At 58.6% G+C, this 14,288-nt stretch carries 15 protein-coding genes and 1 pseudogene; 9 read left to right on the top strand and 7 right to left on the bottom strand.

Going from position 1 to position 14,288, the window contains the following annotated elements:
• The first annotated feature begins 116 nt into the window (after positions 1-116).
• Positions 117-386: a hypothetical protein gene (locus AC097W_RS09495; protein WP_479602259.1), complete on the top strand. Its 270-nt coding sequence runs from the start codon at positions 117-119 to the stop codon at positions 384-386.
• On the opposite strand, the gene pgeF is transcribed toward AC097W_RS09495, so the two are convergent.
• Positions 318-1,112, bottom strand: a complete 795-nt coding sequence (gene pgeF / locus AC097W_RS09500) for a peptidoglycan editing factor PgeF (protein WP_479602260.1) — start codon at positions 1,110-1,112, stop codon at positions 318-320. The genes AC097W_RS09495 and pgeF overlap by 69 nt on opposite strands.
• Before the next feature lie 2 nt (positions 1,113-1,114).
• Positions 1,115-1,780, bottom strand: a complete 666-nt coding sequence (gene maiA / locus AC097W_RS09505) for a maleylacetoacetate isomerase (protein WP_479602261.1) — start codon at positions 1,778-1,780, stop codon at positions 1,115-1,117.
• A gap of 72 nt (positions 1,781-1,852) precedes the next feature.
• Here maiA and AC097W_RS09510 point away from each other — a divergent pair, with 72 nt between their 5' ends.
• The 6 genes and pseudogenes from AC097W_RS09510 (at position 1,853) to AC097W_RS09535 (ending at position 6,055) form a co-directional block, all read left to right on the top strand.
• Positions 1,853-2,155 carry an antibiotic biosynthesis monooxygenase family protein gene (locus AC097W_RS09510; protein ID WP_479602262.1) on the top strand — a complete coding sequence of 101 codons (303 nt, stop codon included), beginning with the start codon at positions 1,853-1,855 and terminating at the stop codon, positions 2,153-2,155.
• Positions 2,156-2,186: 31 nt separating this feature from the next.
• Complete coding sequence (locus AC097W_RS09515) at positions 2,187-2,882, top strand: fumarylacetoacetate hydrolase family protein (protein WP_479602263.1); 696 nt, start codon at positions 2,187-2,189, stop codon at positions 2,880-2,882.
• A 57-nt stretch (positions 2,883-2,939) separates the two neighbouring features.
• A complete protein-coding gene (locus tag AC097W_RS09520; RefSeq protein ID WP_479602264.1) occupies positions 2,940-3,428 on the top strand; it encodes an OmpA family protein in 489 nt (162 codons plus the stop codon).
• 26 nt (positions 3,429-3,454) lie between these two features.
• Positions 3,455-4,000 carry an NUDIX hydrolase gene (locus AC097W_RS09525; RefSeq protein ID WP_479602265.1) on the top strand — a complete coding sequence of 182 codons (546 nt, stop codon included), beginning with the start codon at positions 3,455-3,457 and terminating at the stop codon, positions 3,998-4,000.
• 11 nt (positions 4,001-4,011) lie between these two features.
• Positions 4,012-4,431 (top strand): annotated as a pseudogene (locus AC097W_RS09530) (3'-5' exonuclease); the annotation flags it as partial.
• Positions 4,432-5,446: 1,015 nt separating this feature from the next.
• The gene (locus tag AC097W_RS09535) at positions 5,447-6,055 is read left to right on the top strand and encodes a hypothetical protein (RefSeq protein WP_479602266.1); all 609 of its coding nucleotides are present in this window, start codon (positions 5,447-5,449) and stop codon (positions 6,053-6,055) included.
• A gap of 50 nt (positions 6,056-6,105) precedes the next feature.
• Here the strand turns inward: AC097W_RS09535 and AC097W_RS09540 are convergent, their stop codons facing one another.
• Both AC097W_RS09540 and AC097W_RS09545 read right to left on the bottom strand, forming a co-directional pair.
• Entirely contained in the window at positions 6,106-8,028 is a 1,923-nt protein-coding gene (locus AC097W_RS09540) for a propionate--CoA ligase (RefSeq protein ID WP_479602267.1), read from the bottom strand.
• Positions 8,029-8,159: 131 nt separating this feature from the next.
• A complete protein-coding gene (locus tag AC097W_RS09545) occupies positions 8,160-8,771 on the bottom strand; it encodes an isochorismatase family protein (RefSeq protein ID WP_479602268.1) in 612 nt (203 codons plus the stop codon).
• Between the two features lie 184 nt (positions 8,772-8,955).
• Between AC097W_RS09545 and AC097W_RS09550 the strand changes: the two genes are divergently transcribed.
• Positions 8,956-9,501, top strand: a complete 546-nt coding sequence (locus tag AC097W_RS09550) for a C40 family peptidase (protein ID WP_479602269.1) — start codon at positions 8,956-8,958, stop codon at positions 9,499-9,501.
• A gap of 48 nt (positions 9,502-9,549) precedes the next feature.
• Here AC097W_RS09550 and AC097W_RS09555 read toward each other — a convergent pair whose 3' ends face one another.
• Positions 9,550-12,111, bottom strand: coding sequence for a patatin-like phospholipase family protein (locus tag AC097W_RS09555; RefSeq protein ID WP_479602270.1), 2,562 nt, complete (start codon positions 12,109-12,111; stop codon positions 9,550-9,552).
• 179 nt (positions 12,112-12,290) lie between these two features.
• Here AC097W_RS09555 and AC097W_RS09560 point away from each other — a divergent pair, with 179 nt between their 5' ends.
• Positions 12,291-12,998 carry a VOC family protein gene (locus AC097W_RS09560; protein ID WP_479602271.1) on the top strand — a complete coding sequence of 236 codons (708 nt, stop codon included), beginning with the start codon at positions 12,291-12,293 and terminating at the stop codon, positions 12,996-12,998.
• Positions 12,999-13,153: 155 nt separating this feature from the next.
• On the opposite strand, the gene AC097W_RS09565 is transcribed toward AC097W_RS09560, so the two are convergent.
• Together AC097W_RS09565 and AC097W_RS09570 are read right to left on the bottom strand one after the other, a co-directional pair.
• A complete protein-coding gene (locus AC097W_RS09565; RefSeq protein WP_479602272.1) occupies positions 13,154-13,573 on the bottom strand; it encodes a DUF2177 family protein in 420 nt (139 codons plus the stop codon).
• Positions 13,574-13,609: 36 nt separating this feature from the next.
• The gene (locus AC097W_RS09570) at positions 13,610-14,179 is read right to left on the bottom strand and encodes an SOUL family heme-binding protein (RefSeq protein WP_479602273.1); all 570 of its coding nucleotides are present in this window, start codon (positions 14,177-14,179) and stop codon (positions 13,610-13,612) included.
• Between the last annotated feature and the right edge of the window lie 109 nt (positions 14,180-14,288).

The raw sequence follows: 14,288 nt of genomic DNA on the forward strand, positions 1-14,288 counted from the left end.
AAGCGTTTTGTGTCACACGGTCTCCTCATTTATTTTGTTTTAGGCAAGCATGTCTAAAACCATAGTATGTCAGTATCTGACCTACGATTTCCTGACAAAAAGCAAAAACAAAACCTATGTACATCATTCCTATTGGCTGGCTTTATGTGGCCCTCATGATGAGCGTGGCCGAGGCCACGAACTCCAACGGATCACTGTTGGGCGCCGTCATCACTTTTGTTCTATATGGGGTGCTGCCGGTATCGCTGGTGCTGTATTTCATGGGCTCTCCCGGGCGCAAGCGCGCAATCAAGGCACGCGAAGCGGCAGAACGCGCTTCACTCCAGCCAGATGCTGGCAGCCTGGCGCCCACTGACCCGGTCCCGACGGTGCGAAAAGAACCGTAGCGGATTGCCCACCGTGCACCAGCCCGCGCTGCCGTCATTGCCATAGATCTGTGACACGCCCAAGGCCTGCAAACGCTGGCGCGCCAACGCTGGCAAATCGGCCAGCCATTTGCCACTGGGCAGCGGCTTGAAACACGCAACGGCTTGCGCATGCGTTGCAACAAATGCATCCAGGACGTCGGGACCGACTTCAAATGCGTCCGGACCTATACAAGGCCCGATCCATGCTATCAATTCAATAGCTGGTTGCGCAATATCCGCGGGGGCTACAGACGTAAAAAGATGGTGAACGTCTTCCAGAACCCCGTTTCCGTTCACACCTGCCAGTCCCCGCCATCCGGCATGTACCGCAGCCACTGTGCTGCCTTTCGCATCACACAAGAGAATCGGCAGGCAGTCGGCCACCATGACCGTGCATGCCACACCGCCTTCACGCGTTAGCGCACCATCGGCTTGCAGGCTGTCCATGGTCCGGGGCGAGATTTCCAGAACCTGGGTTCCGTGCACCTGGTCCAGAAAAACTGGCCTGGCTCCCAATGCGTCTTGCAGTAACGCGCGGTTATGCCGCACGTGAAGAGAATCGTCTCCAACATGGTTGCCCAGGTTCAGGGTGTCATACGGAGCGGCTGACACACCACCGGCGCGGGTGGTGCACACGGCCCGCACTCTGGCAGGCGCCGGCCACTGGGGCACCAGCCAGTCGGGGTTCCATGGGCTCACTGGCATGCTCAGGCCTCGAAGTCCGGGCAATTTTCCGGCTGTGCGCGCTGAAAACCGTCCAGTTGCATACACGCGTCAAAAGCGGCCATCGTTCGCGGCAAGCCTTCCAGCGGCACGGCAAAGCGCTTGGCATTGAATATCTGTGGCACCAGAACGCAGTCCGCCAGGGTGGGGGTCTCTCCGTAGCAATAGACCGACGGTTCCCAGCCGCTCTGTGCGCGGTGGGTCTCCAGCACCACCAGTTGGCGCTCCAGGGACTCCAGCCCCTCACGCACCCAGTGGCGGTACCACGTCGTTTTGGCATCCTCATCCAGGTGCAGTTTTGCGACCAGGTACTTGAGGACCCGAAGGTTGTTCAGCGGGTGAATCTCACAGGCAACCGACTGGGCCAAGGCCCGTACCCGCGCGCGCGCCAGAGGGTCGGCAGGAAGCAAACCCGGTTCCGGATGGACTTCATCCAGATACTCGATGATGGCCATGGACTGCGACAAGCGCTGCCCATCGACCTCCAGCAGCGGCACCAGCACATCGGGGGAAATGGCCCGGTAGGCTTCCAGCCGATGATCACCACGGGCCAAATGCACGGCCACGTACTCGTAGGGCAAACCCTTCAATTCCAGTGCAATACGCACCCGAAAAGACGCCGATGAGCGAAAGTAGTTGTAAAGCTTCATCCGGTAAAGGATAAACCAGGGCCGTTACCATTGGGTTATTAACCATCCAACAAACTGCACCCGGAGCCCTTCATGATTCTCGAACTTGCCGACATCCGCATCCACCCCGGCCAGAATGCTGCCTTTGAAGAGGCCATCGAGCGCGGCTTGAACTCCGTTATTGGGCTCACCAAGGGCTTTAACGGCTACAAGGTGAACCGCGGCCTGGAGAGCCCTGAGCGCTACCTGCTGCAAATCTTCTGGGACACACTGGAGGATCACACGGTAGAGTTTCGCCAGTCCGATGCCTACACCCAATGGCGCGCCATCGTAGGTCCGTTTTTTGCAGTGCCACCGGTGGTGGAGCACTTTGACCTGGTTGCCAAGTCAGAATAGTCCGACCGAACCTACAGGAGGAGTTCCCGCCATGTCCTTTGTCTTTGTGCCCCCCGCATTCACGAGCGTGCCCGTTGTGGGTGAAACCGCCCGCTTTCCAGTGCACCGCATTTACTGCGTTGGCCGTAATTATGTGGAGCACGCCAAGGAAATGGGTGGAACTGGGCGCGAGGCCCCCTTCTTTTTCATGAAGCCCGCGGATGCAGTGCTGGTAGCCGAGCCAGGCACCACTGCCGTGATGCCCTACCCGACTCTGACCAGCAACCTGCACCATGAAATAGAGCTGGTTGTGGCGATTGGTGTTGGTGGCGCCAACATTTCGGCAGCCGATGCCAGCAAGCACATTTATGGCTATGCGGTGGGCCTGGACATGACCCGGCGCGATCTGCAAAACGACATGAAAAAACAGGGCCGCCCCTGGAGCATTGGCAAGGGCTTCGACCATTCCGCGCCCATAGGCGCGATTACGCCAGCAGCCCAGGTGCCCCACATTGGCAGTGCCGGGATTTACCTGCAAGTCAATGAACAGGATCGCCAGCGCAGCTCCATCGACAAACTCATCTGGAACATTGCGGAAACCATTGAACAGCTTTCTGCTGCATGGGCCCTGCAGCCCGGCGACCTGATATTTACCGGCACGCCCGAGGGCGTTGGCGCCGTCGTGCGCGGAGACACGATGGTGGGCGGAATCAGCGGGTTGCAGACCCTTCAGGTCCGTGTCGAGTGACCTCACCTTTCGGCCATCTCCTACAATTCACAACTCATTATTCGGAGTAAAAAAAACATGTTTTCTTCAGACGACGACAACCAGGGAATCGTATTTGGTGTGGTGTTTGGCATTGTCGCCCTGGTGATCGGCCTGGTCATTGGCGTAGCAACGCACAAAAAGAGCGCAGATGCAACCCAAACAGTGGCCGCCCAGTCAGCCGCCGAGCCTGACGCAAATGGCGCCAGCATCAAGATTGAGAACGGTGTCGTCAAGTTCTACTTTGCGTCAGCCAAGGCGGACCTTGCGACGGGTGCCAACGAGGCACTTGGTGCAATCACCAAAGCCGTGGGCGAAGGCAAGAAAGCCGTCATCAGCGGTTTCCATGACGAGACAGGTGATATGGCCAAAAACGAAGAACTGGCCAAGCAGCGCGCCTTTGCCGTGCGGGATGCACTCAAGGCTTTGGGTGTTGGCGAAGACAAAATCGAACTGAAAAAGCCGGAGTTGATGAGCGGCAGCGGCAGCAATGCCGAGGCCCGTCGCGTTGACGTCAGCGTTCAATAGACTCGCAACCGAACCTGAACCACACCGTGCTGCGCAGCCCCATCAAACATTGCCGGCAGTGCGGCGCGGCCGTCATCTACCGGGTACCCGATGACGGTGACACCAAAGAACGCGCCGTTTGCCCGGCCTGCACCACCATCCATTACGAGAACCCCCTCAACGTCGTAGGCACCGTACCGCATTGGGGCGACAAGGTATTGCTGTGCAAACGCAATATCGAGCCGCGTTGGGGCAAGTGGACGCTACCGGCTGGTTTTCTCGAACTCAACGAAACCACGGCCGAAGGTGCCGAGCGTGAAACCGACGAAGAGGCCGGCGCACAAATTGAAATGCAGAGCCTTTTCACTCTGCTCAACGTCGCACGGGTGGGTCAGGTTCACCTGTTTTACCGGGCGCGGCTGCTAAGCGACCAGTTCAACCCGGGCACTGAAACCATTGAGGCCCGTTTGTTTTCCGAGGATGAAATTCCCTGGGACGACATCGCGTTCAGAACCGTCAAGGAAACGCTGGAGCGTTACTTTGCCGATCGCCGCACGGGGCAATACGGTATCCACATCGTCGATATCGTCTAGGTCTGCCCGGCATGCTGCCCTGCTACGTCATTGTGGACCTGGAGACGACCGGGGGCAACGCGGTGCACGACCGCATTACCGAAATCGCAGCGGTACGAATGGAGAACGGCGTTGAAGTGGAGCGCTGGAGCACACTGGTCAACCCGGGGGTATCCATTCCGCCATTTATCCAGAACCTGACGGGCATTACCAACGCGATGGTGGAAGATGCGCCGTCCTTTGAAGCGGTGGCAACCAAATTGTTGGACATGCTGGACGGTGCCGTCTTTGTGGCCCACAACGTGCGCTTTGACCACGGATTTGTGCAGAATGAGTTGCAGCGGCTGGACGTGGCGCTCAAGGTCAAGACCCTGTGTACCGTCCGGCTGTCCCGCAAACTGTACCCGCAGCACCGCAGCCATGGGCTCGACGCCATCATGCAGCGCCACGGCCTGCAAACCCAGGACCGCCATCGGGCCATGGGCGACGTGGACATGGTGCTGGCCTGGCTGCACATTGCCGCCAGGGAATTGGGACAAGCGGTTGTACAGCGCGAAGCGAGTGACCTCCTGCAGGGCAGCGCCAGCGTGCCGCCCTTGCTGGAAACGCCGATTGCCGACATTCCCGACACACCGGGCGTTTACCTTTTTTTTGGCGAAGGCCCCCTACCGCTGTATGTGGGGAAAAGCGTGACCCTGCGTACCCGGGTGATGTCGCATTTCCAGTCCGCAAGTAAAGTGGCGCGCGAGATGCGCATCCTGCAGGAAATTCGCCGTGTGGAGTGGCGTGAGACAGCGGGTGAACTGGGCGCTCTGCTGCTGGAATCACGTCTGGTCAAGGAGTTGCAGCCGGTATACAACCGCCAGTTGCGGCGGGAACGCCAACTCTGCGCCTGGCAACTCGCAACTGACCCGGCGGCCCATCCACAACTAAGGTTGGTGCAGATGGACGATGTGGCGTCGGATGCCATGGACCAACTGTATGGTGTGTACCGCTCCAAAAGACAAGCAACCGACGCGCTGCGCCTGTTGGCTGATGCCCACGGTCTGTGCCCCCAGACACTGGGTCTTGAGTCGACAAAAGGTGCCTGCTTTGCCCACCAGATCGGCAAATGCAAAGGCCTGTGTGCCGGACGCGAAACCCGCGCGTTGCACCGCATCCGATTGCAGATGGCGCTGGCACAGCAGCGCCTGCAGGCATGGCCGCACGCCGGAAAGGTGGGTATTCGGGAGAATAACCCGGACACGGGTCGCACCGATTTCCATGTTTTTGACCACTGGTGCCATATCGCCACCGTGCACGATGAAGCGGACCTGGATGACGTGCTGCACACCCGCCAAGTCCTCGCCTTTGATCTGGACACCTATCGGCTGCTCGTCAAGCGCCTGAGCCTGCCCCTGGGTTCCGACCGTGCCATCTTCCACCTGGATGACTATCGGACTACCATGCAGCTAGAGGCATGAAACCATGGCAAAGAAAAGCACACTACCCAAGAACCCAGTTACCGATGCCATTCTGGATCTGGTGCTGCATGTACCCGCCAGTCGGGAGCACCGGCTGGAACACCCTGCCGCACGCGCCCACGCCATTGCGCGAACAGCCGCCCGCAATGCCAGCCTGCTCTCCGGGTCCCTGTCGTTGCCGCCCGGTTTTTTGGGCTGGTTCACCGTCTTGCCCGAGTTGGTGGGTGTCTGGAAGTTGCAGGCCCAAATGGTCTCTGACATTGCCAGCGTGTACGGAAAGAAAAAGACACTGGGACACGAGCAGATGGTCTACTGCCTTTTCAGGCATGTCTCTGCACAGCTCTTTCGCGACGTGATCGTGCGGGTCGGCGAACGGGTCACCGTACGGCAGGCTTCCGTCACTTTTCTGCAAAAGCTGGTTCAGCAAGTGGGCATGAAAGTCACCAAAGCCGCGCTCGGCAAAAGTGCTTCCCGTTTCTTGCCCATCCTGGGCGCTGTAGGCGTGGGAGCCTATGCGTACTTCGACACCCTGCAGGTCGCCAGGACTGCAGTGGATCTATTTGAGCGGGACATCATCGTGGACGCCAACACCATGAATGATATCGACGGCTAGCCCCCGTCGATATTGCGTAGTCAGCTACAAAAACAGGAGCATTTCCTGGATCAGCCCGTCACCTGATCCCGAATCTGTTGCAGTGCCGCCGGGTCTTCCATGGTGGTCAGGTCACCTGCGTCACGCCCCTCGCACACGGCCTGGATAGCGCGGCGCAACAGTTTCCCACTGCGCGTCTTGGGCAACACCGAGACAAAACGCACCCGGGCCGGACGGCCCACGGCACCAATCGTCTGATCCACAACCTTCATCACTTCGGCTTCCAGCTTGGCACGGGCCGCTTCATCCACCAGAACGCTGGCGTCCTTCAGGACCGCAAACGCCATGGCCACCTGGCCCTTGAGGGCATCGGCCACACCCACCACGGCCACCTCGGAGATGTTGGGGTGGCTGGAAATACTCTCTTCAATTTCCCGGGTTCCCAGGCGATGACCAGCCACGTTGATCACGTCGTCCGTCCGCCCAAGAATGAAGAAGTAACCATCCTTGTCGCGTACGCCCCAGTCAAAGGTGCTGTAAACCAGCTTGCCGGGCACGCTGTTCCAGTAGGTTTTGACAAACCGCGCATCGTCCTGCCAGATGGTTTGCATGCAGCCCGGTGGCAGCGGACCCTCGATGGCGACCACACCCTTCTGGTCGGCTCCGAGCAGTTCTTCGCCCGTGTTTTCGTCCAGCAGCTTGACGTTGTAACCGTACATGGCCACGCCAGGGCTGCCAAACTTGCTGGGTGCCTTTTCCACGCCGTTGGCAATGCTCAAAATGGGCCAGCCGGTTTCGGTTTGCCAGTAGTTGTCAATGATGGGCTTTTGCAGGCTCTCGCTGATCCATTTCGCGGTGGGCTCGTCCAGCGGCTCGCCGGCCAGAAACAGCGCGCGCAAGCTCGACAGATCGTATTTGGACAGCAGCGCAGGGTCCTGCTTTTTGAGCACGCGTACCGCCGTCGGCGCACTGAACATGACGGTGACCTTGTATTTCTCGACCAGACTCCACCAGATGCCACCGTCCGGCCGCGTAGGCAATCCCTCGTACATGATGGTGGCCATGCCACCGATCAGGGGCCCGTAAATGATGTAGCTATGGCCAACGACCCAGCCTATGTCGCTGGTCGAGAAGAAGGTCTCACCCGGGTTGCCGCAATAAATATGCTTCATGCTGGCGGCCAGCGCCACCGCATAACCGCCCGTGTCACGCTGCACGCCTTTGGGCTTGCCGGTGGTGCCGCTGGTGTAGAGGGTGTAGCTGGGATGGGTGGAGTCCACCCATACGCAAGGCACGGTGGTGCTGAGGTGTTTTTGCCGCAGCGCGCCCCAGAGGTGGTCGCGACCCTCCACCAGATTCATGGTGGCCAGCGTGCGGTCTACCATCAGCACGGCGTCGGGTTTGTGACTGGAAGTGGCGATGGCTTCATCCAGCAAGGGCTTGTACTCCACCACCTTGCCACCGCGCGAGCCCGCGTCAGCACTGACGATGACCTTGGGCGAGGCATCTTCGATTCGTGAGGCCAGGGACCCTGCCGCAAATCCACCAAACACGACGGAGTGAATCGCGCCGATGCGCGCGCAGGCCAGCATGGCAAAAGCCGCCTCGGCAATCATGGGCATATAGATCAAGACCCGGTCACCCTTTTCCACGCCCAATTCCAGCAAAGCGGCAGCCATGCACTGCACTTCTGCGTGCAGCTGGGCGAAGGTGTACACCCGTTCGGTATTGGTTTCAGTCGACACCGCAATCAGCGCGGCCTGGTCGGCGCGGTCTTTCAGGTGACGGTCCACCGCGTTGTGGCAGAGGTTGGTGGTGCCACCTACAAACCAGCGCGCGAAAGGCGGATTACTGTAGTCACACACCTGCTTGGGCGGTGTGTGCCAGTCTACCAATTGGGCTTGTTCGGCCCAAAAACCATCGCGATCTTCTATGGAGCGTCGGTAAAAGTCTGCGTAATGCGTTGTGGGGGTCATGGGCGTTGCGGGGGTCATGGTTTGTCTCCATTCGGGCCATTGAAACTGAATTCATAATTATGAACAGGCAGCTTGCTGGCGGCTGACTTCAACCCGGTCATTCACGAAGCCCGCGTTGTGGGGACCGAGGCTCCGTCAAACCCATCGCGCTACTTGATAAGCGCTTGAACATCCTTGAACGCCGGGTGTTCTGCACTGCGAATCCACTCAAAAGCAACCATTTCGGTCGTCACCAGTTCTGCGCCGGCACCGGCAAGCCGGTCGAAGGCGGCATCACGATTGCGCTCGGTACGCGAACTGCAGGCGTCGGTCACGACCCATACCTCGAAATCGTCTTCCAGCAGATCCAGCGCCGTCTGCAGCAGGCAGACATGCGCCTCGCACCCTGCCAGAACCACCGTGCCACGCTCAGCACCGGCTGACGCCTTCTGCAAATGCTTGGGCAGGCTGCGCGCATTGCCTTGCACGGGCTTGGGCTCGGGCCTCAACCATTCACCCAGACCTTCTTCCACTGCGCTGAACTGCATCTTCGACAGCACGCGCGCGTGGGCTTGCTGCAGCGCGGCTTGCAGTTCTGGAACGCTCTCGCCCAGCTTGGACGGATTTTGCTCCGTCGCGAAGGTTGGCACCTGAAGCAATGCCGCCAGCCGCGCCAGGCGAACCGCATTGGCCTGCACCACTGCCGCATCGAACATGGCCGGCATCAACCGAACCTGGTAATCCACCAACACCAGTTGGGACTCATCAACATCTAACAACATATGCAGCTTTCAAGAGAAGGAAATGCAAGCATAACCAATCGCCCTGCGATTGGGCAGCACCGCGTCTGGACCAAGGCAAACAGTCACAAAGCAAAAATATTCAAATGAAATCATGGGGTTAACTACCTTTACTTACAAATTACATTGGCTTGACACCACAAATTTCACCGGTTAAGCTGGACCGATGCGCGTAATTTTCATCGTACTGTCATTTGTTTTTGCCCATGTAGCCCAGGCAGCCCCCGCGGCGGGCGGTGATGAAATGAACACTTTTTTGTCGGACCGTGGATTGATGGCACGGATTGGCGAAGTCGGTGGACGTGTCGAATCCAAAGCATCTGAATTGGTCGTTAATGCCATGGGCTTCCTGGGCGTTCCCTACAAACGGGGTGGCAATTCGGTGGAGACCGGGTTCGACTGCAGTGGCTTTGTGAAAGCCATGTACCAGCAAACGGCCGGGCTGATCTTGCCCCGTCGCGCGGAACAACAAGCTGCCGCGTCACAAAAAATTGAACGCTCAGACCTGCAACCGGGTGATCTGGTGTTTTTCAATACTATGCGCCGTGCGTTCAGTCACGTGGGCATCTACGTTGGTGAGGGCAAGTTCATCCATGCCCCCAAGCCGGGTGCAGAAGTCCGGGTCGAAGACATGGGAATCAGCTATTGGTCCCGCCGGTTTGATGGCGCACGCCGCGTTCCTGTCGACCCGCCTGCCGCCACCAGCCCTTGACGGGTTGAAGGGTCGTGGCATTGAGGCCAGACATGCAATGGACAGCCGTCAGCGCCCAAACAGCAAATGCGCTATGGAGTAGTCTGATGGCACTTCGTACCCCTTCCTGGTCTCATACGCATCCATACGCGCAGGCGCGCTGGCACGAAGATCCCTCAGCATGCGATACGCAGTTTCGTAGCCCAACTCGCGATAGACATCCAACTGCTTTTCATCAAAGAACTGGTCGCCCGTTGACTGGTTGGGGAACTCGGGATGCTCTCTCCGGTAGCTGTGTAAATCCAGCCTGAGCCCCTTGAAGGCAGTCGCCTTCAGGAGAATCAGCGTACCGATTTCACGCTCCGTGTCTGGCTGACCTACCGGGAGTGAATACCGGATGGGCGCGATGAGGTAGGCCTGTGACGCAGCCGCCTGTCCGATGCGGTCCTTGTTGGCGTCACCGACGGGTTGCGGCATCAGCGTGGCCATTTTTTCCGTGTCAATGTCAATGATTGCGCCGAAATCGGCACGGACCTTGTGGATGGCGTTTGCCAGGTCGGTGAATTTGAAGTCCGGATCGGCCGTCGCATCACACACGACGATCAGTTTCAGGCGACGCCGCACCAACTCATAAATGCCCAGATTTTCGAAATGCCCGCCATCCGTCAGCAAGGAAAAACGCGCGTACTCATTCAGATTGAAGCGACCAAACGACTCAAACAGTCCCGGATAGAGCAGATTCGGCTTTACCCAGTGCGTGCGTTTTTTCGGCGCATCCACAGGCGGGGTCCACTTAGGATTGCTGGCCCAGTAGCCGAGTCGCAAATTCAGCATGCCCATCAGGACCGAAAGCACCGGCTGCCGGGTGATGCCCTCCCCGCCTGGACCCGCATTCGGATTGAGCGCTGCACCGGAGATGGCCATGGCCGTGGCGAGCGTGAAACCGCTGGCAGACGAGGCATCGGTTGGGACCCAGTTCGTGGCCCGGCTGCCGCAGAAAAGTGGACTCAAAATGAAATTGTCACCACCCCGGGCGCGGTAACGGGGGTGCTGTGATGCACCCAGTGCGATGTGAGCGTTGATGATGTGGTACGGCCCGCGCATCAGTTTGTTCACGGGCTCCTGAGGCGACGCACACAGAGGGTTCGCCCCGCACAGATTACCCAGCAGGGTCGCATTTCCCGGAATTGACTTGCCGATTCGCGTATACACCCTTGCCCTGAGCCGACTCAGGAACAAACGGTGAAGCGGCACATAGGCGGTACCGGCCATGACGCTCTTTTGCAGCGCCTCCAGATCGGGCATGAACAACTCCAGCAACCGGTCACGATAGAAGCGGTGTAGCGACACGTAATTGGCCTCGGGCCACCAACCAATCCAGAAGATCACGAGAAGGGCAACAACGAAGATCGTCGAATCGACACTCCCAGCCAAACTCAAATTGAGCGATCGGGTCAGGATATACACCAGCAGAAGCAGGCCAAAGAACAGCAAGGCGGAAGCGACACCCACCACCAGCCCCGTCGGGATCAGAGGCTTCTTGCTGTTGCGTGCCTGCAGGAAACCCCAAATATTGCCAACCACGCCGACAATCGTCGCGATGACACCCGTGGCAGCGGGGTTGGTCTTGTCACTCTTGCCAAACAATGCGAGCCATTTTCCCGGGCTCATGAGGTCGTAGCGCACCAGTAGGTCGTGAACCCACGGCAAGCCACCGACCACCAGCATGGCAATGGCAAACACAAACAGCCAGTGCGTGGACACTTCGTAATACCGGCGCATCGAATAGGGCCCCAGTGCCTGCTGCTTCTCCATACTGTCAAACAGGCGCGTCAGGAGAACGTAGACAACCGAAAAAACTGCGTAGATACCCAGGGCCAACGCTGCGGCGACCAGCAACGCGTTGGACTGCGGAAAGACGAATGGCGGATCCGTTGACAGTGGGTTCGGCGACACACCAGGCGGAGCGGTTGTCTTGCCAAGATCCGGGTTTAAACGAAATATCCCAAAACTGAAGCAAAGCTGAAACAACACGACCAACAGGGCGGCATGCACCACCACGCTCGTCGCCAAATTGCGCAACACAACGCCGGCGAGCGACAGAAATGTGATGCCGTCCCCGGGCACCAGATAGTTGCTGCTCTGGCGCAAGCGTCGCAGCAGCCGACCCTTCAATCTTTCCTTTTCCCCAATCCGCGCCTTGGCGGGTTCCCCGCCTTGCGGGGCGGCCTGATTCGACAGCGTCCCACCCACACCGACCATCGGGTAGGAAACATACGGAAAGTTTTCCTTTGATACGTCGAATGTCGGTAACGCATCGGGCTCGCCCGCTTTCTTATCGCTGGCCGACTGGTGCAAAAGATACGTCAGCGACGCACCGATGTAGCCCCCACCAGAAACGGTCGACAGGTAGTCAACATGTGGCAAGGCGCGCTTGTAAGCCAGGGCCTGCAGCACGCCAAGGCAATAACTCGCAGAGCGGATGCCCCCGCCTGAAAGCGCCAACCCAACCTGCGGCTTTCTGCCGCGCCACGCTTCGATGTGCTTCTCTTCGGCCTTGACGACCTCGGTGGCGCCGTCGTAAAGCAGGTTGTCAGGGCTAAACCTGTCTGTGCTGTCGTCTGCGTTCATGGTGCCCCTTCTTTGACGATTGCGTTAACACCGAACCCGAAATAGGGATCTCAATGTGCACCATCCACGATCGGGCTATTTGCGCAATCTCAATGATTTTGTGGGTTGGGTCGAATCGCTTTTTCAGGTGCCCACTGCGGATGCGCCAATTGGGAGATTCAAAGTGGTATGTTCCAGCGATGAAAACACAAATTGATCATCTCGTTGTAGTGGCCCACACCCTGGAGCAAGGCGTGCAATGGTGCGAAGCCACTTTGGGCGTAACACCCTCCGCTGGCGGAGAGCATGCACAGTACGGCACGCACAATCGCCTGCTAAAAATCGCAACGCCCGCCAATCCCCTGGCCTATTTTGAAATCATTGCCATTGACGCCAATGCAAAAGGGCCCGCCAACCCCAAGGCCAAACGCTGGTTTGACATGGACGATGCTGCACTCAAAGCGGCCGTGGCCATCGAGCCTCGCCTGGTCCACTTTGTGGCCAACACCGACGACATTCAGGCGGCCCGCATTGCACTGAAAGCGCTCGACATTGACCGTGGTCCCATCATGCCGGCCAGTCGCCACTCGCGCAAAGGCCTGCTGCAGTGGCAAATCACGGTGCGTGAAGACGGACAGCGCCTGTTCGATGGTGCGCTACCCACGCTGATCCAGTGGGGCAAACCGGGCGATGCCGAGCCCCTTCGACTGCACCCGCGCAACAGCCTGCCGCGCTCCGGTGTCACCCTGCAAAGCATTTCCATCACACACCCCACGGCAGCCAAACTGCAGGCAGCGTATGACGCCATTGGCCTGACCAGCATCGCCATTGAAAACGGCCCCCCCAACATGGTTGCAACACTGAAGACACCCAAGGGTCTGATACAACTCCACAGCATGGGCATTTAACAGACAAACGACCACGCAGCCCCGACAGAATATGCGCAGACAGCTACTGATTTGATAGCAACCGGCAAGAGAATTGGGTGGATTGGCAAAGCCAACGCATCAATCCGCTTTTCCTGCGACAGACAGTCGCAGATTTTTATGGCAGTTGTCCGCCTTTATCCCGCAGAAAAGTGCTCTGATACCCGCTTGCCGACTGCCGCAGCAACGCCACTGACGCCACTGCCCCAAGCCATATCGATCAACGCTAGCGACAGCGGCCAGCCTTTGAGCGTCGCCAAGTTGGTCAGGTCATAGGTGCCATAGGCAATCAGGCCAAACAGTGCACCCGCAAGCAGCGACCCCAGCCAGCCGGAACCAACCACCGCATGCAGCGCATTGGGGAGCACTGCAAACACCACCAGTCCAACCGGATAGAGCAAGTAAAAAAACAAAGCCGCCCACAGCCTGGGCTGCTCGGCCATCAAGTGACCGATGCCTTGCTGGTAAAGCGGCTTGGCCACGACGCCCAGCCAGAGCATGTCGATCAGGATCATCACAAGCGCAGTGGCGGCGTAGGTGCTAAACAATTTGGTCATAGGGAAGCCTTCCAATATTCACAACAGCGCGACTTGCTAAGGCGCAAGCGCAATGAGAACCTCATTGCGTCGCATGAACCAAAGCGTCCAGGGTGGGTTATAGCGCGCCAGAGCTGGCGGGCCTACTGGGCGCAATGCGTGGGCCGTCATGTAAGTGTTCAGCTCCGCGGTCCGCAGCGCCACATCGTCTTCACGCGCCAAGCCGGAGAAAGTCACCGCTGCGAATCGTGCTGGCGGCAGCAGCATTAGTTGCACTTTAGGGTCGTTGGGCGTTGGCAAGGTGTCCAAGGTGTAGGTGGACGGCATGATGAAGCGCACCGTCCATGCGCCCGACTGCCCGGGCACGCCGGTCTGAATCACTGGGGCAGTCATGGCGATGGTCTCGCTGCCAGCCTGCGCCTGCACCACCGGTGCGGTCATGGCAATGCTTTGTCGGCGTGTGTTGCCACCAAAAATATAGGCTGCCAGCAGCTTGAAGCCAGCGGTAGACGCTTCATCGCGCGTACCTGTAACGCTGACTTGCGCTGCCACCAGAGCGGGGTAACTACGGACCTCAAAAGTGCCTTCTTTCAGGCTTACGGTGAACACGGGTTCTTCGGTTGCCATAGCTGGTTCTCCAAAAAGAATTAATACAAAAAATGCGCTAAGCCAAGCGGCAGGTTTAAGTTTCATGCAGTGGATTCCTCGCGTTGAAGTAGCCATGATGCCAGCCAAG

The organism is Rhodoferax sp. GT1R46, from assembly GCF_056521285.1.